This window comes from Sphingobium amiense (genome assembly GCF_003967075.1).
Lineage (GTDB): Bacteria > Pseudomonadota > Alphaproteobacteria > Sphingomonadales > Sphingomonadaceae > Sphingobium > Sphingobium amiense.
This window is the reverse complement of record NZ_AP018664.1, coordinates 3,069,783-3,090,237: the sequence shown is the minus strand read 5'-3', so window position 1 is coordinate 3,090,237 and position 20,455 is coordinate 3,069,783. Positions and strand designations below refer to the sequence as shown.

General features: G+C 66.7%; 19 protein-coding genes and 3 riboswitches. Of the genes, 6 read left to right on the top strand and 13 right to left on the bottom strand.

Features of this window, described 5'->3' with window-relative positions:
• Positions 1–21: 21 nt before the first annotated feature.
• From cobU to SAMIE_RS14995, 9 genes are read right to left on the bottom strand one after another with little or no spacing between them, the layout of a single operon-like run.
• The gene (gene cobU / locus SAMIE_RS15035; RefSeq protein ID WP_174522246.1) at positions 22–531 is read right to left on the bottom strand and encodes a bifunctional adenosylcobinamide kinase/adenosylcobinamide-phosphate guanylyltransferase; all 510 of its coding nucleotides are present in this window, start codon (positions 529–531) and stop codon (positions 22–24) included.
• Complete coding sequence (locus tag SAMIE_RS15030; protein WP_066701987.1) at positions 528–1,988, bottom strand: cobyric acid synthase; 1,461 nt, start codon at positions 1,986–1,988, stop codon at positions 528–530. The genes cobU and SAMIE_RS15030 overlap by 4 nt, the downstream gene beginning before the upstream one ends.
• A complete protein-coding gene (gene cbiB, locus SAMIE_RS15025) occupies positions 1,976–2,899 on the bottom strand; it encodes an adenosylcobinamide-phosphate synthase CbiB (protein ID WP_066701989.1) in 924 nt (307 codons plus the stop codon). Before cbiB ends, SAMIE_RS15030 begins: the two co-directional genes overlap by 13 nt.
• Positions 2,892–3,872, bottom strand: coding sequence for an aminotransferase class I/II-fold pyridoxal phosphate-dependent enzyme (locus SAMIE_RS15020; RefSeq protein WP_066701990.1), 981 nt, complete (start codon positions 3,870–3,872; stop codon positions 2,892–2,894). The genes cbiB and SAMIE_RS15020 overlap by 8 nt, the downstream gene beginning before the upstream one ends.
• On the bottom strand, positions 3,869–4,582 hold the full coding sequence (gene cobS / locus SAMIE_RS15015; protein ID WP_066701994.1) for an adenosylcobinamide-GDP ribazoletransferase: 714 nt from the start codon (positions 4,580–4,582) through the stop codon (positions 3,869–3,871). The genes SAMIE_RS15020 and cobS overlap by 4 nt, the downstream gene beginning before the upstream one ends.
• Entirely contained in the window at positions 4,579–5,157 is a 579-nt protein-coding gene (locus tag SAMIE_RS15010; RefSeq protein ID WP_066702000.1) for a histidine phosphatase family protein, read from the bottom strand. Before SAMIE_RS15010 ends, cobS begins: the two co-directional genes overlap by 4 nt.
• Positions 5,154–6,170, bottom strand: a complete 1,017-nt coding sequence (gene cobT / locus SAMIE_RS15005; RefSeq protein WP_066702002.1) for a nicotinate-nucleotide--dimethylbenzimidazole phosphoribosyltransferase — start codon at positions 6,168–6,170, stop codon at positions 5,154–5,156. Before cobT ends, SAMIE_RS15010 begins: the two co-directional genes overlap by 4 nt.
• Complete coding sequence (locus tag SAMIE_RS15000) at positions 6,167–6,574, bottom strand: DUF1636 domain-containing protein (protein WP_066702005.1); 408 nt, start codon at positions 6,572–6,574, stop codon at positions 6,167–6,169. The genes cobT and SAMIE_RS15000 overlap by 4 nt, the downstream gene beginning before the upstream one ends.
• A complete protein-coding gene (locus SAMIE_RS14995) occupies positions 6,574–8,505 on the bottom strand; it encodes a TonB-dependent receptor plug domain-containing protein (RefSeq protein ID WP_066702007.1) in 1,932 nt (643 codons plus the stop codon). Before SAMIE_RS14995 ends, SAMIE_RS15000 begins: the two co-directional genes overlap by 1 nt.
• A 209-nt stretch (positions 8,506–8,714) precedes the next feature.
• Positions 8,715–8,905: riboswitch (cobalamin riboswitch) on the bottom strand.
• A 58-nt stretch (positions 8,906–8,963) separates the two neighbouring features.
• Positions 8,964–9,163: riboswitch (cobalamin riboswitch) on the top strand.
• A 201-nt stretch (positions 9,164–9,364) separates the two neighbouring features.
• Between SAMIE_RS14995 and SAMIE_RS14990 the strand changes: the two genes are divergently transcribed.
• From SAMIE_RS14990 to SAMIE_RS14970, 5 genes are all read left to right on the top strand, one after another.
• A complete protein-coding gene (locus SAMIE_RS14990) occupies positions 9,365–9,937 on the top strand; it encodes a hypothetical protein (protein ID WP_066702009.1) in 573 nt (190 codons plus the stop codon).
• Complete coding sequence (gene cobO / locus SAMIE_RS14985; protein ID WP_066702010.1) at positions 9,934–10,533, top strand: cob(I)yrinic acid a,c-diamide adenosyltransferase; 600 nt, start codon at positions 9,934–9,936, stop codon at positions 10,531–10,533. Before SAMIE_RS14990 ends, cobO begins: the two co-directional genes overlap by 4 nt.
• A gap of 110 nt (positions 10,534–10,643) precedes the next feature.
• Positions 10,644–10,754: riboswitch (TPP riboswitch) on the top strand.
• A gap of 46 nt (positions 10,755–10,800) precedes the next feature.
• Positions 10,801–11,208 (top strand): DUF2065 family protein, encoded by a 408-nt coding sequence (locus SAMIE_RS14980; protein ID WP_066702012.1) that lies wholly within the window; start codon positions 10,801–10,803, stop codon positions 11,206–11,208.
• Positions 11,209–11,219: 11 nt separating this feature from the next.
• On the top strand, positions 11,220–13,079 hold the full coding sequence (gene thiC, locus SAMIE_RS14975) for a phosphomethylpyrimidine synthase ThiC (protein ID WP_066702015.1): 1,860 nt from the start codon (positions 11,220–11,222) through the stop codon (positions 13,077–13,079).
• A 194-nt stretch (positions 13,080–13,273) separates the two neighbouring features.
• Positions 13,274–14,440, top strand: a complete 1,167-nt coding sequence (locus SAMIE_RS14970) for a nucleotide sugar dehydrogenase (protein ID WP_083952655.1) — start codon at positions 13,274–13,276, stop codon at positions 14,438–14,440.
• Positions 14,441–14,447: 7 nt separating this feature from the next.
• Here the strand turns inward: SAMIE_RS14970 and SAMIE_RS14965 are convergent, their stop codons facing one another.
• The gene (locus SAMIE_RS14965) at positions 14,448–15,581 is read right to left on the bottom strand and encodes a glycosyltransferase (protein WP_126516865.1); all 1,134 of its coding nucleotides are present in this window, start codon (positions 15,579–15,581) and stop codon (positions 14,448–14,450) included.
• Between the two features lie 142 nt (positions 15,582–15,723).
• Here SAMIE_RS14965 and SAMIE_RS14960 point away from each other — a divergent pair, with 142 nt between their 5' ends.
• Complete coding sequence (locus SAMIE_RS14960; RefSeq protein ID WP_066704204.1) at positions 15,724–16,542, top strand: class I mannose-6-phosphate isomerase; 819 nt, start codon at positions 15,724–15,726, stop codon at positions 16,540–16,542.
• A 103-nt stretch (positions 16,543–16,645) separates the two neighbouring features.
• Here the strand turns inward: SAMIE_RS14960 and paoC are convergent, their stop codons facing one another.
• Genes paoC through paoA form a run of 3 tightly spaced genes read right to left on the bottom strand, consistent with a single transcriptional unit; the run spans position 16,646 to position 20,441 of the window.
• Positions 16,646–18,850 (bottom strand): aldehyde oxidoreductase molybdenum-binding subunit PaoC, encoded by a 2,205-nt coding sequence (gene paoC / locus SAMIE_RS14955; protein WP_066704202.1) that lies wholly within the window; start codon positions 18,848–18,850, stop codon positions 16,646–16,648.
• Positions 18,847–19,803 (bottom strand): FAD binding domain-containing protein, encoded by a 957-nt coding sequence (locus SAMIE_RS14950; RefSeq protein ID WP_066704197.1) that lies wholly within the window; start codon positions 19,801–19,803, stop codon positions 18,847–18,849. The genes paoC and SAMIE_RS14950 overlap by 4 nt, the downstream gene beginning before the upstream one ends.
• Positions 19,800–20,441 (bottom strand): aldehyde dehydrogenase iron-sulfur subunit PaoA, encoded by a 642-nt coding sequence (gene paoA / locus SAMIE_RS14945; protein ID WP_066704193.1) that lies wholly within the window; start codon positions 20,439–20,441, stop codon positions 19,800–19,802. The genes SAMIE_RS14950 and paoA overlap by 4 nt, the downstream gene beginning before the upstream one ends.
• Between the last annotated feature and the right edge of the window lie 14 nt (positions 20,442–20,455).

The window sequence follows — 20,455 nt, the reverse complement described above, 5'->3', positions numbered from 1 at the left end:
GCGATCGACATCTCCAACCACCTACCCCTTCAACCGTAGCGGCAGCCCGGCTGCCACAAGGACGACTTCCTCCACGACCGCAGCGATATCCTGATGGAGCCGCCCGGCCTCATCGCGGAACCGGCGGGCCAGCGCGTTGTCCGGCACGATCCCCAGTCCCACTTCGTTCGCGATCAGAACCAGCGGGACCGATATATTGCCGATCGCGCGGATAAGCGCGCTTTTCGCTATGGTCAGATCATGATTGCCCAGCATGATATTGGAAAGCCACAATGTCAGGCAGTCGACCAGCACTGCATCGGCATGCCGCGCTGCGTCGACGATGGCATCGCCAAGGGCAATGGGGGCTTCCATGGCCTGCCAGCACGGCCCGCGTTCCGACCGATGGCGGGCGATGCGTTCTGCCATCTCGTCATCGCCAGCTTCGGCGGTGGCAATGTAGACGAGCCGCCTCCCCACCGCCTCGCATTGCGCCTGCGCATAGCGGCTCTTGCCCGACCGCGCGCCGCCCAGCACCAGCAGGCGCTTCACGGCCCGTGCTCCCGAGCCAAAGCAATCAGCCCGTCCATGTCAAGATGCTGCTCCAGCGCGGCGGCAAGTTGATCCAGCGCCCTGTCCACCAGTGCGGCATGGTCATGGCCGCTGCTTCGCACGCCGATCCGCGCCAGCAGCGCCCCGCGCAGGGCCGCGCCGCCCAGCAGCCCGTGGCAATAGGTGCCAAGCACACGCCCGTCCGCGCTCGTCGCGCCGTCGCTTTCACCCCCCAGGGTCCGGGCGAAGGGCCGCGCGCAGTCAGGCCCAGCGGTTTCGCCCATATGCATCTCATATCCTTCGAAGCCCGCGCCCAATGCCGTGCCGGTCACCCTGCGCAGGGCTTTTCGGGGCGTCAGTTCGGTCGTCACGTCGAGCAGCCCGAGGCCTGCCATGCGCCCGGCAGCCCCTTCGATGCCGTGCGGATCGCACACCTCGCGTCCCAGCATCTGATATCCGCCGCAGATGCCGAGCACGGCGCCGCCATGACGGTGATGGTGGAGGATGTCGATGTCCCAGCCCTGCTCCCGAACGAAGGCCAGATCCGCCATGGTGGCTTTCGACCCCGGCAGCACGATCAGGTCGGCCTGCGGCGGGATCGGCTGACTCGGCGGCACCATCGTCACCGCCACATCGGGTTCGTGCCGCAGCGGATCGAGATCGTCGAAATTGGCGATGCGGGGCAGCATCGGGCACGCCACCAGCCGACGCGACGATCGTGCGGTGTGCGGGCGATCCAGCACCACTGCATCCTCGCTCGGCAGGCTGGCGATGCAGGGGAGCCAGGGCACCAGCCCCATGCCGCGCCAGCCCGTCAGTCGCCCGATCGCTTCATAGCCATCGGCGAAAAGCGCCGGGTCTCCCCGGAACTTGTTGACGATGAAGCCCCGGATCATCGCGGCGTCTTCCAGATCGAGGACCGCGCGTGTGCCCACCAGCGATGCGATCACGCCGCCCCTGTCGATGTCGCCCGCCAGCACCACCGGCAGCTTTGCCGCCCGGGCAAAACCCATATTGGCGATGTCGCCATCCCGAAGGTTGATCTCCGCGGGCGAACCCGCGCCTTCGACCACGACCATATCGCAGCGCGCCTGCAGACGCCGCCAGCTTTCGAGGACTTCGGGCATCAGGCTGCGCCGCCCCTCGCGGAAATTCTCCGCGCCCAGCCGCCCGCGCACCCTGCCATGCACCACAAGTTGCGATGTGCGGTCGGCTTCGGGCTTCAGCAGCACCGGGTTCATGTCGGTGTGAAGCTCCGCCCGGGCCGCGAGCGCCTGCAAGGCCTGAGCGCGCCCGATCTCTCCGCCATCGGCGGTCACGGCCGCGTTGTTCGACATATTCTGCGGCTTGAACGGCAGAACCGTCAGACCCCGGTTGGCAAGCGCCCGGCACAGCCCCGCCACCAGCACCGACTTGCCTACATCGGACCCGGTGCCCTGTATCATCAGGCCAGCCATGCCACTCCTCCCGCCAGCGCCCAGCATAAAGCGCAGGCTCGATGATAGATGCGTCGCGCCTGCGCCATGGCTGGCGCATCCGCTTCGCCGCCTTCGCCGATCCACGGCTTGTCCGCAACCGCGCCATCATAACGGACCGGCCCCGCCAGCCTTATGCCCAGCGCCCCGGCCATCGCCGCTTCGGGCCAGCCTGCATTGGGGGAGGCGTGGGCACGGCGATACCGCCATCCGATCCGCCACCCACCCGGAGCGGCAAGGCAGATCAGCAGGGCGGACAGGCGCGCGGGCACGAAGTTCATCGCGTCGTCCAGCCGTGCGGCCGCCCAGCCGAAGTCCCGCCATGGCGCTTCCTTGTGGCCGATCAGGCTGTCGGCGGTGTTGACCGCCTTCATCACCCAGATGCCGGGCAGGCCCGCCACGATCAGCCAGAAAAGGGGTGCGACGACGCCGTCGCAGAAGCTTTCCGCGAGACTCTCGATCGCAGCGCGCGCTATCCCTGCTTCTTCCAGCGTAGCGGTGTCCCGTCCGACGATCATGCCGACCGCCTGTCGTGCCTGCGCCAGATCCTTCCCCTGCAATGCAGCCACGACTGCCCCGAAATGCGTGTCGAGGCTGCGCTGCGCGAGAGCGGGCCATGCCATCGCCGCCAGCACAACCCACCCCGCCTTGGCCGCGACCAGCGTGAGTGCAACGCCCGCACCCCCTGCAAGAACCACGAGCGTCAGCACGGTGGCGATTCCACTCAGCCTGCGCGCGCGGGCGCTCCGTTCGCTCCCGTTCCAGCGGCGCGCGCATGCGCCGACGATCCGTGCAAAAGCACCAACGGGATGGCCGACACGTGCGTATAACGCCTGCGGCCAGCCCAGCACTGCGTCGATTGCAAGTGCAGCGAGGGCAACCGGCTCAGCCAAGCGCCGCCTCCAGCCGTTCCAGTGCATTCGCATCGGCGGGCAGCGCGATCCGCAGCAGATCGGGATAGTCTGCAAAAGGCCGGGTCAGGATATGACGCTGCGCCAGCCGTCGGAACAATGAGCCTGCGTCCGGAGATTCGATCAGGCGGAACAGCGGGCATGACCCTCGCCCGATGAGGCCAAACCGGCTCAGCACCGCATCGAGCGTAGCCGCCCGGCGCGTAAGCGCATGCCTCGTCGCGCCGATCCACGCGGCATCGGCATAGGCGGCAGCGCCCAGCGTCAACGCCGCAGCGTGAAGCGGCCAGTCGCCCAAGGTCGCGCGCATCTCGGCCAGAACTGCACGCGGCGCGATGACGAAGCCGAGGCGCAGACCTGCAAGCCCGAAGAACTTCCCGAACGATCGCAGCACGATCAGCCGCCGCCGGTCGGAGACTTGCCCGGCGATGCTCCATCCCGGATCGCAATCGGCGAAAGCTTCATCCGCGATCATCCAGCCGCCGTGCCGCTCCTGATGATCGAGCAGGGCAAGGAGATGATCGCGGGGGATGACCGCGCCATCGGGATTGTTGGGGTTGCCCAAGACCAGAATGGTGGGGCGGGTGGGCAGATCGGCGAGACCATCTACCGCATCCGCCCGAGCGAAGGCGGCGCCATAGCTGCCATAGGCAAGCCGCAGGTGGACGGCGGGCCGCCTGAGAAGCCGGGCGAGCAACCGCAGCCCGGCTTCGCTACCGGGGACGCCGCCGCAATATGCGGGATCGCACCCGAAGTGGCGGGCCGCCACCCTTTCCAGTCGTTCCAGCGCATCGGGTTCCGGCAAGGCCCGCCAGTCCACGTCGAGGGTCTGTGGCGGCTGCCAGCCGTTCGGATTGATCCCGGTGGAAAGATCGAGCCATGCCCCGCGCGGGCCGCCGAAGCGGGCGCGGGCGGCTTCGATCCTTCCTCCATGATGCATGAAGCCGGCTGTCATCGCGCCATTACCAGCGCTAGCAGTGCGCAGCTTTCGACCAGTTCGATCCCCGCGCCATGCCCGTCTCCCGATATGCCGCCGATCCGGGCGCGGAGCCACAGGGGCCAAAGGGCGAGGGCGGGCAGTGCCGCCAGCAGCATCGGCCCGACCGCAAGGGCGCAGCACGCCCACGCCAGCAACCATGTGACCAGTACCGGCAGGCTCGCGCCGCCCCGGAACAGCGTGCCGAACCCTTCGTGCAACGGCCGCAGCCAGCGCGCCCACGCGAGCGGCCCGATGCGCGCGAGCACCGGCGCCAGAGCGAGCGCGCCGAAGGCTCCTCCCCGCAAAATCAGCCAGATGAGAACCCCCTTCGCGAGCAGTTGCAGCGCGATGGCGGTCACGCCGAAGCTCCCCAGATGCGGGTCTGCCAGCACTTCGCGCATGCGTTTCGGATCGCCATGGGCCGCGCCCGCCGCATCCGCAATGTCGCCCAGTCCGTCGAGATGCAGCGCGCCGGTCAGGCCGACCCATGCCACTAACGCCAACAGAGCGCCCAGCGCCGGATCGCGCAGCGCGCCCAGCCATCCGGCCGCCGCCACGCCCGCGCCAACGACCATACCCGCCAGCGGAAACCAGCGGATCGCCGCGGCGAAATCCTCCTTCGCGGCAGCGATCGATGGAAGCGGCAGCCGCGTCATGAATTGCACGGCGAGGATCGCGCTCTTCATCCCGCCCCGCTTGCCCGCAGGCCGACGATCTGCCCGGAAAGCGGCGTCCCCGGCCAGATCCGCAGGCTCAGCAAGGCGCCATAAGGCAGGTCGACCGCCCAGACCTGCCGGAAATCGAGGCCGGTCAGCACCGATATCGCCGCCCGCATCGCGCCTGCGTGCGTGACCACCAGTGCGTCGGGTGGCAGGTCCGCCAAGGCCGCGCCGACTCTTGACGTGATGGCGGACCAGTTCTCCCCGCCCGGTGGCGGATGGGCCTCAGGATCGTTCCAGAAGCGCGCCAGCGATTCCGCGTCGACGCTGTCGGGGTCTGCGCCGTCCCAGCCGCCGAAATCCAGCTCCCGCCAGCGGCGATCGGCCTTCGCCGTCATGCCCCGCGCGCGCGCCAGGGTTTCCGCTCCGGCCCGTGCGCGCAGCAGGTCGGAACATGTGACCGTCATGATCGCAAAGCTGTCGGGCACGGCGTGGGTGACACCCCCGGCCGGATCGGCGGGAGGTTCATCGCCATGACCGTGCAGCAGGCCCGGCCGCAACGGCGGGCCATGGCGCACCAGATGGACCAGCCTTTCGCTCATATCGCCTGCGCCACCGCCGCCTGGGCGAAGGTTGCCATGCCGTTGTGCGCGGCCAGTGCCGCACGCACGAGATGCACCGCCACCGCCGCGCCCGATCCTTCGCCCAGCCGCATGTCCAGTTGGAGGAGCGGTCGCAGCCCGAAATGCCGCAGCAGCCGCGCGTGCGCCTGTTCGGCGGAACAATGGCCCGCGAGGCAATGATCCACAAAGCCATGCTGCGCGGCCACCAGCGGAGCGATGCTCGCGCAGCAGATGAACCCATCGAGCATGACCGGAACACGTTGCAATCGCGCCGCGAGGATCGCGCCGGTCATCGCCGCGATCTCCCGCCCGCCAAGGCGGCGCAGCGTTTCGAAAGGCGAGGTGCAATGGGAGCCGTGCAGCGCGATGGCGGCCTCCACCGCTTGCGTCTTGCGCGTCACGCCCGCCTCGTCCACGCCGCTGCCGCGCCCGCACCAGTCCTGTGCCGTGCCGCCAAAGGCCTGAAGACACAGCGCGGCGGCGGGCGTGGTGTTGGCGATGCCCATTTCCCCGACCACCAGCAAATGGGTGTCAGGCGCGACGGCGGCAGCACCGGCATTCAACGCATCGAGGCATTCGCCGGGCGACATGGCCGGTTCGAGCGCAATATCGCCGGTTGGCCGGTCGAGGTCGAGCGCCACGACCGACAGTTCCGCCCCGCATGCCTTCGCCAGTTGGTTGATGGCCGCACCGCCGTTGCGGAAGTTGGCGACCATCTGCGCCGTCACCTCGACCGGGAATGCGCTCACCCCTCGACTGGCCACGCCATGATTGCCGGCGAAGACCACCGCCTGCACCCGGTCCAGCGCAGGAAGCGTGCTGCCTTGCCACCCGCATAGGAAGGTCGCGATGTCCTCCAGCCGGCCGAGCGATCCGGCAGGCTTGGTGAGGCTCGCCTGCCGCTCGCGCGCCAGCCGAACCCACCCGTCATCCGCGCCGGGCAATGCATCCAGCGCGCGGGCGAATGGGGTTTCGTCATCGAAGCGGATCATGTGCAGACATATCCTTCGGGTGGGGTGCGGGCGATGAAATGGCCCTTCACCCCCTGTGGCCAGCGGGCATAAGGCACGGTGCCATCGGCGCTGTCGGCATGAAGCGCGGCATAGCGCAGGATCGCACGCGCATCCTCCTCGCCCGGCGCGAACCGGCCGAGCACATAACCGATCTTGCCGGGCGCGCGCACATGCACGGCGCAATGGCTCTGGCAGGCGAACAGGCAGGCCATTTCCTGCACCTGCACCCCGGCAAGGTCCGGGTCGTCCTGCTGCACCGTGTGCAGCGCCTGCATCAGCAGCGCGCCGCCCCGGCGACCGTTTTCGTCCTCACGCCGGTCGGGCGACAGGCGGCAGGTGAAACATACCACCACCGCCGGACCGGATTCCACCGCGCGCAGCATCAGAAACGGCTCCGGAGGCCGAGATAGACGGTCCGCCCAAGCGCGCCGTATCCACCCGCCGTTTCGTAATGCCTGTCGGCCAGATTCTCGACACGGCCGTGAAGCGTCAGGCCGTCCGTGACGCGCCACTGGGCGCGCAGGTCGATCAGCCAATAGTCCGGCAGCACGGTCGCGCTTCCTGCCCGGTCGAAGGTTCTGCCTGCATAACGCGCGGCCAGGCTCGCCCGCAGACCCTGAGGCAGATCGACGCCGCCTTCGACATTGGCGAGATGCCGGGGCACGCGGGCAAGCTGTCGCCCGAGATCGGCGCTGCCGGGCGAGCGATCTTCCGCCGCAATCCAACTATAATTGCCGGATGCGAACAGGATGCCCGCCTGTGCGCGTCCCGCCAGTTCCAGCCCTCTGGCGCGCGCCCTGCGCACATTGGCATAATAGCCAAAGCGGGTGGTGGCGGTGCCGGGAATGAAGCAGGCGGCGGGCAGGCTGCCGGTCGTCGGACAGGTGGCGAAATCAATGAGGTTGCGGGTATCCCGGTTGAACCAGGTCGCCGACAGGTGAACCTTGTCTCCCAATGTCTGCTCTGCCCCGACCGACCAGCCTTTCGCCTTTTCCGGCTGGAGCGCCGCCGATCCGTAGAGGCTGAAGAGCTGGTAGAGCGAAGGCGCCTTGAACCCCTCGTCATAGCTGGCGCGCAGCAATGTGCGGCCCTCATTGGGGGTGAAGACCGCGCCCGCAGTGAAGACCGTGTTGCCGCCAAACCGCGACTGGTCGTCATGCCGCGCGCCGCCGTTGAGGGTAAGGCCGTCGAGCGGCGTCACGCGCAGTTCGGCATAGACGCTGTTGGTGTCGGCGCTCTGCGGCACCAGCGCATAGGCCGCCCTGTTGTTACCGGGCGAGGCGCTGGTCATGCGCTGCTCTTCCCGTTCTGCGCCGAACACTGCCTGCACCTGATCCGACGCCCTTAGCGTCCCCTGATATTCGAAGCGGCGCACGCGGCCATGCGCATCGAAGTTCAGCGGGCGGATCGAGCGGGCCGGATCGTAATTCTCGCGGTCGGTTTCGGTCTGGAGCACCGCGAACCGGTTGGCGAGGCGGCCATCGAAAAGCGCCAGATTGACGCCCGCATAACCGGTCCACTCCCTTGTCAGCCCATAAGCGAGCGAATCGCCGGACGTGGCGTCGAACTCGTTGCGGGCATCGGCCCAATAGCCGCGAAGATCGACGGAGAGGTTGGGCGCGACTTTCAGCGTCGCAGTGCCGCTGGCCGAAGTGCGGCGATAGCCGTCCGCTTCGGTGCCATTGCTGCGCGCCGAAATGCCGTCCGTGCTGAAGGTCGAGCCGGAAACGCGCCAGTCGAGCAGCGCGCCCGCCCCGCCGATCCCGGCCTGCGCATTGACGGTGTCATGGGTGCCCGCTTCCACCGCCACGCTGCCTTCCAGCGGGCGTTCGGCGCGACGGGTCAGCACATTGACCACCCCGCCGATGGCATCGCTGCCCCACAGAATCGACTGCGGCCCGCGCAGGATTTCGACGCGGTCGATGTCGTCGATCAGCAGGTTGGAAAAGCCATAGCCGCCGCCGGTCGCCGAAGGATCGGAAATCCGTACGCCGTCGATCACCATGACCGTCTGCGAGGCATCGGCGCCCCGGATGCGCAGTGACGTCGCCGTGCCGAAGCCGCCGTTGCGGGTCAGGCTGATCCCCGGCGTTCGCAGCAGCAGGTCAGTGAGCGCGATGGGCTGCTGCGCACGGATGGCGGGTTCGTCAAGCACAGTGACGGTGGCGGAAGTCCGCGCCTGCTCCACGGGGCTGCGCAGCGCGGTAACGACGATGGACGGATCGGGCGCTGGCTCCATTCCGGCCTCTCCGGCCAGAGCGGGAGAAGCGAGAAGGGCGGAAACATAAACAGCAGAAAAATAGGCAGGACGCATGGTGCGGCTCCCTCCGGTACGAACGGCGTGGACCTGCCGTTCCGACCCGCGAGAGAAGCGCGCGCCCGACCGCGCCTTCAATGCGGCACGGACAGAGCATCGCTTCCCGCGCGGGGCATCCCGGCAGGCAGTGGCTGTCGTTGCGCGAGGGTGTGTGCCGACCTCGTGGAGGACGGCAACCTCGAACGTCCGGTGCACCCTGCCCGAACGAAGAACGACCGCGTCAGGCAGGTCTCCTGGCTCACGGGTCAAGGCCGGTCCGGCCGCCTTCTCAGGACGGTGAAGTCCCAATGGCGTAATGGCCGGTCGGCTCGCCGCTTACAGTTGCAGGGGCAGCCGGGGTTTTACACTCCGTTCCCTTTTGATCCCCTCTCGGGGAACCTGTCGCGGAGCCGCCCCTAGCGGCGTGTTTCGCGCGCCGCAAGCGGGAAGTGTTGCGCGCGCCTGCGGGCTGGCTTATGGACGCCGCTGCAACGGGTGCCCGAAAGGGCTTAATCGGGAAGTCCGGGCGGTGGCGACAAGCCACCCAATCCGGCACTGCTCCCGCAACTGTAACCGGTGAGCGCATCGCCATCATGCCATTGGGATCCGTCCCGAGAAGGCGGCGAGAGCGCGATGATCCGGAAGTCAGGAAACCGGCCTGTTGCGGTCGTTTCTCTGCGCGGGCGGGATGAACCGGGCGGACGAAGGCACACCTTCGCGGACGACACATTGTGCGTTGTTGCCGAAGGGAGCCTGTGATGACCAGCATCTGACATTGCCCGAGCGCGCCGTCCCCGGTGCGCAACCCGATCCCCTGCGCAGGCCGGCAGGCCCGGCGCTGCGCTGCTTCGTCCGTCTCATTCGTCAGGAGGCCTTCATGGTCCGTCCTTCCCGACACGATCTCGCCCTGTTCGGCGCGCTCGTCCTCGTCATGCTCGCTACCCGCACCCATTACGTCAGCAATCTCGTGCACCTGCCCGACACCAGCCTCGCCAGCTTCTTCGTGCTGGGCTTTTTCGTGCGCAGGCCATGGGCTTTTGCGGGTCTGTTCCTGCTTGCCGTCGTTATCGACTTCATCATGATCGGCTGGTTAGGCCGGTCGAGCTTCTGCGTCACCCCTGCCTACTGGATGCTCGCGCCCGCCTATGGCACGATGTGGCTTGCCGGACGTTTCGGCGCTGAAAGGCTCGGCCCCGTCGCCTCCGCGCTGCCGCTGTTGCTCCTGCTTCTTGTGGCCGCGGCGTTCCTGTCGCAGCTTTTTTCGAGCGGCGGCTTCTACTTTCTGGGCGACCGTTTCGCCGATCCCTCGCTGGCTGGCTTCCTGCCGCGCCTCGCCCGCCATTTCCCGCTTACCCTCTATTCGACCCTGTTGTGGAGCGCTGTTGCCGCAGGCGTTTACGGGCTGCTGTCCACCGCGCGATCCCTGTTCGCCGCGCGAGCATCCCGATGAGCGAAAGCGAGGAAGCCCATCGCGAACGCACCCGCAGACACAAGGCGGTGGTCGACGCCAAGATCGCCGCCGCCACGCGGGACAAGGGGTTGCTGCTGGTTCTCACCGGCAATGGCAAGGGCAAGTCGTCCAGCGCCTTCGGCATGGTCGCGCGCACTCTGGGATATGGCCGCAGGGCCGCGGTTTTCCAGTTCATCAAGGGGACGGAGAATGTGGGCGAACGCGCCTTCTTCTCCACCCATCCCGATGTGATCTGGGAAAAGTGCGGCGAAGGCTTCACCTGGGAAACGCAGGATCGCGCGCGCGACATCGCCGCCGCCCGGGCAGGCTGGGAAAAGGCCAGAGCCGCGCTATCCGATCCATCGATCAGCCTCGTCGTGCTCGACGAACTGACCTATCCGATCACCTATCGCTATCTCGCTGTCGGCGAGATCATGGCCGCCATCGAAGCGCGTCCGCCGATGCAGCATGTGGTGATTACCGGCCGCGCGGCGGATGACGCCCTGATCGCGGCCGCCGACACGGTCAGCGCCATCCGCGATGTCAAGCACGCCTTCCGCGACGGCGTGCGCGCGCAGGAAGGGATCGACCGATGACGATCGCCCGCTGCCCCGCGCTGATGGTCAGCGCACCGGCGTCGGAGCGGTAAACGGCAAGCGAGGGGCACAAGAGGCTGGACCTTGCGCCGATTGGTCCCTATCCTGTGCCGCATTCCCCGGGGGACCGTCCACAGACGGTTGAGAGGCGGCTGATGTAGCCGCGACCCGCTGAACCTGATCCGGTTGACACCGGCGGAGGGAGGGAGCGCCTGTATGACCCACAGTCCGCGCCCGCTTTCCACCCCTTTATGGAGGAAATGCGCCATGGACACGATTTCCCTCCTGACGCTGCGGCTTGCCGAGGCGATGGGCCTCTACATGATCCTGATCGGCATCGGCGGACTTGCCAGCCCTGCCCGCTGGAAGGCGGTGATGGACGATCTGAACGGCAGCCCCGCCCTTGTCCTGACGCTGGGCTTCGCGGTGTTCGCCGTGGGTGTCACGCTCGTCATGATCCACAGCATCTGGACCGACTCGCTGGCGATCATCGTCAGCCTGATCGGCTATGTCGCGCTGATCGAGGGCGCGCTGCTGATCGCGGTGCCGGGGCCGCTCATTCGTGTGGGCCATGGCTCGATTTCCTTCACCCGCGCCTGGGCGGTCTTTTCGCTTGTCCTTGGCATCCTCCTCTTTCTCGCGGGCCTGACGGGCCGCGCCACCGCCATCGTCTGAAAGGTATCATCATGGCAGATGTCCCCGCCCGCACCGAAATGCGCGTCACCACCGGACCCATACGCGGGTCGAAGAAGATTCATGTCGGGCCGCTCGGCGTCGCCATGCGCGAGATCGCGCTGGAGCCGGGCAGCGGGGAGCCGCCGGTCCGCGTCTACGACACGTCCGGCCCCTATACCGACCCCGATGCCCGCATCGACATCATGGCGGGCCTTCCGGCGCTGCGCCGCGAATGGATCATGGCGCGCGGCGATGTCGAGGATTATGACGCCCGCGCGATCCTGCCCGAAGACAATGGCATGAAGGGGCCGGACCGCTCGGGTGGCGTCCAACCCTTCCCCAACGTCGTCCGGCGTCCGCTACGGGCGAAAGCGGGCGGCAATGTCAGCCAGATGCACTATGCCCGCCGCGGCATCATCACGCCCGAGATGGAATATGTCGCCGTGCGCGAGAATCTGGGGCGTGAGCGGCTGGCCGAATATGTGCGGGACGGGCAGGACTGGGGCGCTTCGATCCCCGATTATGTGACGCCCGAATTCGTCCGGGACGAGGTGGCGCGGGGCCGGGCGATCATTCCGAGCAACATCAACCACCCGGAAAGCGAGCCGATGGCGATCGGGCGCAATTTCCTGGTCAAGATCAACGCCAATATCGGCAACAGCGCCGTCGCGTCCGATGTCGCGAGCGAGGTCGACAAGCTGGTCTGGTCGATCCGCTGGGGCGCCGACACGGTGATGGACCTTTCGACCGGGCGCAATATTCACGACACGCGCGAATGGATCTTGCGCAATTCGCCCGTGCCGATCGGCACGGTTCCCATCTATCAGGCGCTGGAGAAGGTCGGCGGCATCGCCGAGGAGCTGACGTGGGAGATTTTCCGCGACACGCTGATCGAGCAGGCCGAGCAGGGCGTCGACTATTTCACCATCCATGCGGGCGTCCGCCTGCCCTATATCCCGATGACGGCGAAGCGCGTTACCGGCATCGTCAGCCGTGGCGGGTCGATCATGGCGAAATGGTGTCTCGCCCACCACAAGGAGAGCTTCCTCTACGAGCGGTTCGACGAGATCACCGAGATCATGAAGGCATACGACATTGCCTATTCGCTGGGCGACGGGCTGCGCCCCGGCTCCATCGCCGACGCCAATGACGAGGCGCAGTTCGCCGAACTCTACACGCTGGGAGAACTCACGAAGCGCGCCTGGGAACAGGATGTGCAGGTGATGATCGAGGGGCCGGGCCATGTGCCGATGCACAAGATCAAGCAGAATATGGACAAGCAGCTTGAGGCTTGCGGCGAAGCGCCCTTCTATACGCTTGGGCCGCTGACCACCGACATCGCGCCGGGCTACGACCATATCACCAGCGGCATCGGCGCGGCGATGATCGGATGGTATGGCACGGCGATGCTCTGCTACGTCACGCCCAAGGAGCATTTGGGCCTGCCCGACCGCGACGATGTGAAGGTCGGCGTCGTGACTTACAAGCTCGCGGCGCATGCGGCCGATCTGGCCAAGGGGCACCCGGCGTCCAAGGTGCGCGACGATGCGCTGTCCCGCGCGCGGTTCGAGTTCCGCTGGCGCGACCAGTTCAACCTGTCGCTCGACCCCGATACGGCAGAGCAGTATCACGACCAGACCCTTCCGGCGGAGGGCGCCAAGACGGCGCATTTCTGTTCGATGTGCGGTCCCAAATTCTGTTCGATGAAGATCACGCAGGAAGTGCGTGACTTCGCCGCCCGGCAGAACCAGCCCGCCGACGCCTTCATCGCGGCGGACGAAGCGGAAGCCGGGATGCAGCAGATGAGCGAAGTCTTCCGCGAAAAAGGCAGTGAGCTTTATATGGGTTCGGCCGGGCGGGAGCACGACTGAGTTTGGACTGCCGCCATCATCAAAATGTCATGAGCTGTTGCGATGGCGGCACAAATCTATTGACCTGACCGTCATCGCAAACAAACATTGTCGGCGTTTCAGAACGATCCAACTGCGAGAGGAGAAGCCTCTGGATTTTCAGTCCAGAGGCGGCTTTATCGGCGCGCGTCCCTGTTGCGAGCGAGAGAGTTGAGATGAAGATAGCTGTTTTTGGGCTTGGCTATGTCGGGCTGTCGAACGCGGTGCTGCTGGCGCAGCATAATGAGGTTGTGGCGGTCGACATATCGGAGGAGCGGGTTGCGCAGCTCAATGCCCGCCAGTCGCCGATCAGCGATGTGGAGCTGGAGGATTTCCTCGCCAACCGGCCGCTCGATCTGCGCGCGACGACGGACGCGCAGGAAGCGCTCGCGGGAGCGGACTTCGCCATCGTCGCGACGCCGACCAACTATGACGCCGACACCAACAAGTTCGACACGCGTTCGGTCGACGCGGTGATCGCGACCGCCATCGCCGCCAGCGCGACCGTGACGGTGGTGGTCAAGTCGACCATTCCGGTGGGCTATATCGACGATGTGCGCGCGAGCCTTGGCACCGATCAGGTGATCTTCAGCCCCGAATTCCTGCGCGAAGGACGCGCGCTCTACGACAATCTCCACCCTTCGCGCATCATCGTGGGCGAGCGGTCGGAGCGGGCGCGGGTCTTTGCCGGGCTGCTGCTTCAGGGGGCGGAGAAGAAGGACGCGCAGATCCTCTTCACCGACGCGCGCGAGGCCGAGGCGATCAAGCTCTTCGCCAACACCTATCTCGCAATGCGGGTCGCCTTCTTCAACGAACTGGACAGCTACGCCATCGCAGGCGGCATGGACACGCGCCAGATCATCGACGGCGTCAGCCTCGATCCCCGGATCGGCGCGCATTATAACAATCCCAGCTTCGGCTATGGCGGCTACTGCCTGCCCAAGGACACCAAGCAGCTCCTCGCCAACTATGCGCAGGTGCCCCAGAACCTGATCCACGCCATCGTCGAGGCCAACCGCACGCGCAAGGATTTCCTCGCCGACCGGATCATCGCACAGAAGCCCAGAACCGTGGGCGTGTTCCGCCTCGTCATGAAGGCGGGGTCCGACAATTTCCGCCAGTCCTCGATCCAGGGCATCATGAAGCGGGTCAAGGCCAAGGGCATATCCGTCGTCATCTACGAACCCGCGCTCAATGAAGACGCCTTCTTCGGATCGCCCGTCATCCGCGACCTCGACCAGTTCCTCCAGACCTCCGACGTCATCATCGCCAACCGCATGACACCCGAACTCCAGCCCGCAGGCGACAAGGTCTTCACACGAGACCTCTTCGGGTCAGATTGAAATAAGGCTAGTTGCGGGACACCGCCGGAGTCCAGGTCTGGTAGGTGCGCCCGCGCAGGCCGTCGATGACGCCGAGCAGGGTCGCGACGACCGAAAGCAGGATCTGGTAGAGGCCGCCCAGCAGCGGAAAACCGGCCCGGCCCAGCAGCAGCGCGATGAGCGCGAGGCCGAACGCGGCGGCGGCGAGCAGGGGCTGGCCCGCCGCCAGCAGTCCCGCAAGGCCGAGCGTCGCGCCCGACAGCAACGGCACCAGCCCGAACCAGCGCAGCAGCTTGTGCGAGATATATTTGTAGCGGTCGCCCGGTCCATAGGCCGCGCGGATCGCGGGCCAGAGATAGCGGTGCGTGTTGAACGCGCGGCAGGCGATGCGCCGCTTGCGCCGAAATTCGTCGCGGCTCTCGGTCGTATTTTTTTCATAGGCGACGACATCGGTGGCGTGGATCAGCCGCTGACCCTTGAGCGTCACCGTCATCGACACGGTCATGTCGTCGAGCAGGTGCGGCGGCACCTGCGGATAGAGGCTGCGCCGCGTGGCGAAGATCGAGCCGTCCGCGCCCATGATCGACCCGACGGCAGATTCGCGGCGCTTGATCGCTTCCTCCAGCCGCCAGTATAGCCCGCCGACCTTCGCCACCGCGCCTGCATCCTCGTTGATATAGCGCAATGCCCCCGCGACGCCGCCGACCGCAGGGTCCGAGAAATAGCGCAGGAGGGGGTCGATAGCCTCGGGATCGAGCAGGACGTTGGCGTCGGTGAAGATCATGATCTCGCCCCGAGCCTCTTCGACCATGCGGCGCATTCCGGTCGCCTTGCCGGTGCGTTCGGTGGAAGGAACGACGCGCAGGAGGTCAGCCTCGGCCAGCAGCATCGGGAGCGTGGCGTCGGTGCTGCAATCGGAATAGGCGAGAATCTCGACAGCGGGATGCTGCGCCCGGATCGCGCGGAGATTGGCGATCTTGGCCGGGAGCGAGGCTTGCTCGTTGAAGGCGGAGAAGACCAGAGTGGCCGAAGGCAGCGGCGCCGCAGGATCGGGGTGGACGGGACGGCGCGCGAAGAGCCGCAGCGATAGCGGATATGTCACATAGGGATGCAGGAAGAGCAGCAGGCAAGCGCATGCCGCGAGCAGCAGGACAGCCGCCATGATCTATGAACCCTTTGCCTTTACCGGACGTTTGTCGTCGGGCAAAGCGATGTCGCCCCAACCACCGCGCGTCAAGGCTTGCATGTCATTACGGCGCAGGAGAGGGGTATGAAGGGCTTTCGATCGGGAAAGGGCAGGACGAGTGAGCCATAGATTGCCCACGCGGCAGGTGGAGAAGCCCTGGGGACGTGACGCACTGCCCGCGCCTTTCAAGGCGGACGCAGGCGAACGGATCGGCGAAATCTGGTTCGAGCCGCCCGCCGCGCTGCCCGACCTTCTCGTCAAATATATCTTCACCAGCGAGAAACTGTCGGTGCAGGTGCATCCTTCCGATGCTCAGACGCAGGCGCAGGGGCTTGGCCGTCAGGGCAAGGAAGAATGCTGGCTGGTCATCGCGGCAGACGCCGGTGCGGCGCTCGGCATCGGTTTCGATGCGCCCATCGCGGCGGAGGCGATGCGGGCGGCGGCGCTGGACGGGTCCATCGAGCAGCGTATGACATGGCATTCGGTAAAGCCGGGCGACTTCTTCTACATTCCCGCCAACACGGTTCATGCCATCGGCGGAGGCATCGCCCTGATCGAGGTGCAGCAGAACAGCGACATCACCTATCGCCTCTACGACTATGGTCGCCCGCGCGAACTGCATCTGGAAGACGGCATCGCGGTCGCGAAGGGCGAGCGATATGATAGCGGACGCTGGCACAGGGAAGTTGGCGAGCGGGACAGCGCGCAACTGGCCGACGGGCCGTTTTTCCGGCTGGATCAGGTTCGGGGCGCGCCCGGCGGCGAGGTGGCGGCGCGCTATCCCGGCGCGCTGCTGGTGATCCCGCGCACGGGCGCGGTGGAGATTGGCGGGGAACGGATCGCCGCAGGGAGTTGCGGGCTGGCGCAGCGGCTCAGCGATGTCGCATTCGACAGCGACAGCGTGGTGCTGCTGGCGGCCGCGTGTGGCACGCGCTGATCCGGCTATCCTCCTGATCTTTGAGGAGGATAGCCCGTTAAAGCGACAGCTATGTAGACAGCCGAAACGTTGTTGCAAAAATCGTTAGTTAGCTAACGAACGATTATGCCGTCTGTGCTTTCAATATCTTGTCGATGGTGAGCGGATAGTCGCGCAGACGGATGCCGGTGGCGTTATAGATGGCGTTCGCCACCGCCGCGCCCGCCCCGCAGATGCCGAGTTCTCCCACGCCCTTCGCCTTCATCGGCGAACTTTTGTCGTCCAGCTCGTCGATGAAGAGCACGTCCTGTTCCGGGATGTCCGCATGCACGGGCACAAGATATTCGGCCATGTCGTGATTGGCGAAAAAGCCGAAGCGCGTGTCCACGTCGAGCGCCTCCATCAGCGCCGCGCCCACGCCCATGGTCATCGCGCCGATCACCTGACTGCGCGCGGACTTGGGATTGAGGATGCGCCCGGCGGCGAATGCCCCGCCCATGCGGCGCACGCGCACTTCGCCGGTGTCCATATCGACCCCCACTTCGCAGAAATGCGCGCCGAAGGTCGCCTGCGCATAGCGTTTGTCGAGGTCGCCATATTCCATCGCATCTTCGGCCCACAGCCCTTCGCGGCCCGCAAGGCTGGCGAGCGTCTGCGACTGGTTGCCCTGTTTGACGAGGCCGTCCTCGAAGATCGCCTGACCGGCGGCATAGCCCGCCTTTTCCGCGAGTCTGGCGCGGAGCGCCATCGCTGCGGCATAGACGCCCGCCGTCGCGCTGTTCGCGCCCCACTGGCCGCCCGATCCGGCGGCGGCGGGGAAGCGGCTGTCGCCCAGCCGCACCGTCACCTGATCCAGCGGCACGCCGAGCATTTCGGCGGCGGTCTGGCCGATGATGGTATAGCTGCCGGTGCCGATGTCGGTCATGTCGGTTTCCACCGTCACGCGCCCCTGCGCATCGACCCCGATCCGCGCCGCCGACTTTGCCACGATGTTGTTGCGGAAGGCGGCGGCCATGCCCATGCCGACGCGCCAGCGCCCGTCGCGAACCTGTCCGGGTTTCGGGTTGCGCTTCGCCCAGCCGAAACGATCCGCCCCCGCGCGTAGACATTCGACCAGCTTGCGGCTGGAAAAGGGCCGCTGCGGACCGGCCTCGGGATCATATTGTACATCGTTGCGGATGCGCAGTTCGACCGGGTCGATGCCGCAGGCTTCGGCCAGTTCGTCCATCGCGACTTCGAGCGCGAGCAGGCCGACCGCTTCGCCCGGCGCGCGCATCGCATTGCCTTCGGGCAGGTCCAGCGTGACGAGCCGGTGCGCGGTGAGGCGGTGGGAGCCGCGATAGAGAAGGCGCGTCTGCATCGCCGCGACTTCGGGTCCGCCGCCCGGCTGGTCTCCCGACCAGACCTCGTGCGCGATGGCGTCGATCACGCCGTTCCTGTCCGCGCCCAGCCGGACGCGCTGGATCGTGGCGGGCCTGTGCGTCGTGTTGTTGGGAATCTGATGCCGCGCGAGCGCGACCTTCACCGGCCGTCCGACCTTGCGCGCGCCCAGCGCCGCCATCACGGCGTCGGCGCGCACGAACAGCTTCGATCCGAAACCGCCGCCGATATAGGGGGAAACCAGCCGGACATTCTGCTTCGGGATACCGAGCGTCTTGGCAACTTCGCCGACGCCCCATGCGATCATCTGGTTGGAGGTCCAGAGCGTCAGCTTGTCTCCATTCCAAGCGGCCATGGTCGCATGCGGCTCCATCATCGCATGGCTCTGGTCGGGCGTGGTGTATGTCTGATCGACCTTCACCGCCGCTCCGGCAAAGCCCGCGTCGAAATCGCCGGCACGGGTATCGGCTGGACCGTTAAAGCCCGTGGGCGGAATCGCTCCGTTCATCCGCTCCGCCGCCAGATCGAACCTTCCGCTTTCGGGGCTATAGTCGACGAGGACGAGCTTGGCCGCATCCCGCGCATTTTCGAACGTGTCGGCAACGACCAGCGCCACCGCCTGATCATAATGATCGACCTGCGGACCACCCAGCAACGGCACCGTGTTCATGTCGCCCTTGCCGAGCTTTCCGGCATTGGCATGGGTGACGACGCCGAGCACGCCCGGTGCGCCTTCCGCCGCGCGCGTGTCGATGGACGCGATCCGCCCCTTCGCGATCGCCGCGCCGACGATCCAGCCATAGGCGGCGTTGGGTGCGGCATCGTGGCGTTCATAAGCATAGGGCGCGGTGCCCGTCACCTTTGCCGCGCCTTCGATACGGTCGTGCGGGATGCCGACCACGCGGCCCCGGTCGATTGGGTTCGGCCCGGCAGGCGTGTCGAACTTCATGCCCGTGCCTCCTTCTGGCGGAAGACGGATGTCAGTGTCCGTTCGACCAGCAGTTTCTTGAAATCATTGTGCGGCGTCGTCCGGGCGCCGGCGAGCGCGGCTTCGGCGACGGCCTTCGCCCCGGTGCGCCCTGCCGCGTCCGCTTCCGCGACGCGCCAGGGTTTCGCGCCGATGCCGCCGAAAGCGAAGCGGGTCTTGCCATCCCGGCCCCACACCGCCGCCACCGACACCAGCGCGAAGGCGTAGGAACTGCGGTCGCGGACCTTGCGATAGACATGGGTGCCGCCGAGCGGTTTGGGCAGGGTGACGGAGGTGATGATCTCGCCCGGTTTCAGCACCGTTTCCTTGTCCGGCGTGTCGCCGGGGAGCAGGTGAAAATCGGCGATGGGGATGGCGCGCTGCGCGCCGGTCGCGTCCATCGTTTCAACATTGGCGTCGAGCAGGCGCATCGCCACCGCCATGTCGCTGGGATGCTGGGCGATGCAGGCGTCGCTCACGCCCATGATGGCGAGCGCGCGGCTGATCCCTTCGAGCGCGCCGCAGCCGCTGCCCGGCTTGCGCTTGTTGCAGGGCATGCGCGTGTCGTAGAAATAGACGCAGCGGGTGCGCTGGAGCAGGTTGCCGCCGGTCGTCGCCTTGTTGCGCAACTGGCCCGACGCGCCGGACACCAGCGCGCGGCTGAGCACCGCATAGTCGCGCCGCACGCGCCTGTCGGCGGCAAGATCGGTGTTGCGCACGAGCGCGCCGATCCGCAGGCCGCCCTCCGCCGTCTCCTCGATCCGGTCGAGGCCCAGATGATTGACGTCGATCAGATGCGCCGGCGTTTCGATCTGCAGTTTCATGAGGTCGAGCAGGTTGGTGCCGCCCGCGATGAAGCGCGCGCCCTGCACCGACCCGGCGGCGCGGGCGGCGTCCTGAACGCTCGTCGCGCGTTCATAGGTGAAGGGCTTCATGCCTTGGCCTCCCCGGCGACATCGCGCATCGCCGCGATGATGTTGGGGTAGGCGGCGCAGCGGCAGATATTGCCGCTCATCCGTTCGCGCAGTTCGGCGTCGGACAGGGCGACCCTGTCGAGATCGGCGGTGGCGTGGCTCGGGATGCCCGCCGCGATCTCGTCCAGCACCGCGACCGCCGAGCAGATCTGCCCCGGCGTGCAATAGCCGCACTGATAGCCGTCATGGACGATGAACGCCTTTTGCATCGGGTGAAGATTTTCGGGCGTGCCGAGACCCTCGATCGTCGTCACCTTCTCGCCATCGTGCATCACCGCCAGCGTCAGGCAACTGTTGATGCGGCGGCCCTCGACGATGACGGTGCAGGCGCCGCACTGGCCATGGTCGCAGCCCTTCTTGGTGCCGGTGAGGTGAAGATGTTCGCGCAGGACGTCGAGCAGGCTGGTGCGCGGATCGAGCTGCAGATGGACTTCGCGGCCATTGACGGTGAGTTCGACGGGGATCATCCGCCCTCCTTCCTGAGATGCGCCCGAAGGCCGGGGTGTCGCCGCCTCAACCTGCGTCGCCAGCGGCGCGGCGGCGGCGACCGCCGCCCCTCCCGCCAGCAGCCCGCGACGCGTCATCGGATTGGACGACATGAAAGCTCCTCCCT

Excerpts from the sequence above, each read along its gene's own strand:
- SAMIE_RS14970 (WP_083952655.1), top strand. The coding sequence starts at position 13,274 with ATGAAGATAGCTGTTTTTGGGCTTGGCTATGTCGGGCTGTCGAACGCG.
- paoA (WP_066704193.1), bottom strand. The coding sequence starts at position 20,441 with ATGTCGTCCAATCCGATGACGCGTCGCGGGCTGCTGGCGGGAGGGGCG.
- cobS (WP_066701994.1), bottom strand. The coding sequence starts at position 4,582 with ATGAAGAGCGCGATCCTCGCCGTGCAATTCATGACGCGGCTGCCGCTT.
- SAMIE_RS15010 (WP_066702000.1), bottom strand. The coding sequence starts at position 5,157 with ATGAGCGAAAGGCTGGTCCATCTGGTGCGCCATGGCCCGCCGTTGCGG.
- cobT (WP_066702002.1), bottom strand. The coding sequence starts at position 6,170 with ATGATCCGCTTCGATGACGAAACCCCATTCGCCCGCGCGCTGGATGCA.
- paoC (WP_066704202.1), bottom strand. The coding sequence starts at position 18,850 with ATGAAGTTCGACACGCCTGCCGGGCCGAACCCAATCGACCGGGGCCGC.
- SAMIE_RS14965 (WP_126516865.1), bottom strand. The coding sequence starts at position 15,581 with ATGGCGGCTGTCCTGCTGCTCGCGGCATGCGCTTGCCTGCTGCTCTTC.
- thiC (WP_066702015.1), top strand. The coding sequence starts at position 11,220 with ATGGCAGATGTCCCCGCCCGCACCGAAATGCGCGTCACCACCGGACCC.
- SAMIE_RS14980 (WP_066702012.1), top strand. The coding sequence starts at position 10,801 with ATGGACACGATTTCCCTCCTGACGCTGCGGCTTGCCGAGGCGATGGGC.
- SAMIE_RS15000 (WP_066702005.1), bottom strand. The coding sequence starts at position 6,574 with ATGCTGCGCGCGGTGGAATCCGGTCCGGCGGTGGTGGTATGTTTCACC.
- SAMIE_RS14950 (WP_066704197.1), bottom strand. The coding sequence starts at position 19,803 with ATGAAGCCCTTCACCTATGAACGCGCGACGAGCGTTCAGGACGCCGCC.
- SAMIE_RS14995 (WP_066702007.1), bottom strand. The coding sequence starts at position 8,505 with ATGCGTCCTGCCTATTTTTCTGCTGTTTATGTTTCCGCCCTTCTCGCT.
- SAMIE_RS14990 (WP_066702009.1), top strand. The coding sequence starts at position 9,365 with ATGGTCCGTCCTTCCCGACACGATCTCGCCCTGTTCGGCGCGCTCGTC.
- cobO (WP_066702010.1), top strand. The coding sequence starts at position 9,934 with ATGAGCGAAAGCGAGGAAGCCCATCGCGAACGCACCCGCAGACACAAG.
- SAMIE_RS15030 (WP_066701987.1), bottom strand. The coding sequence starts at position 1,988 with ATGGCTGGCCTGATGATACAGGGCACCGGGTCCGATGTAGGCAAGTCG.
- SAMIE_RS15020 (WP_066701990.1), bottom strand. The coding sequence starts at position 3,872 with ATGACAGCCGGCTTCATGCATCATGGAGGAAGGATCGAAGCCGCCCGC.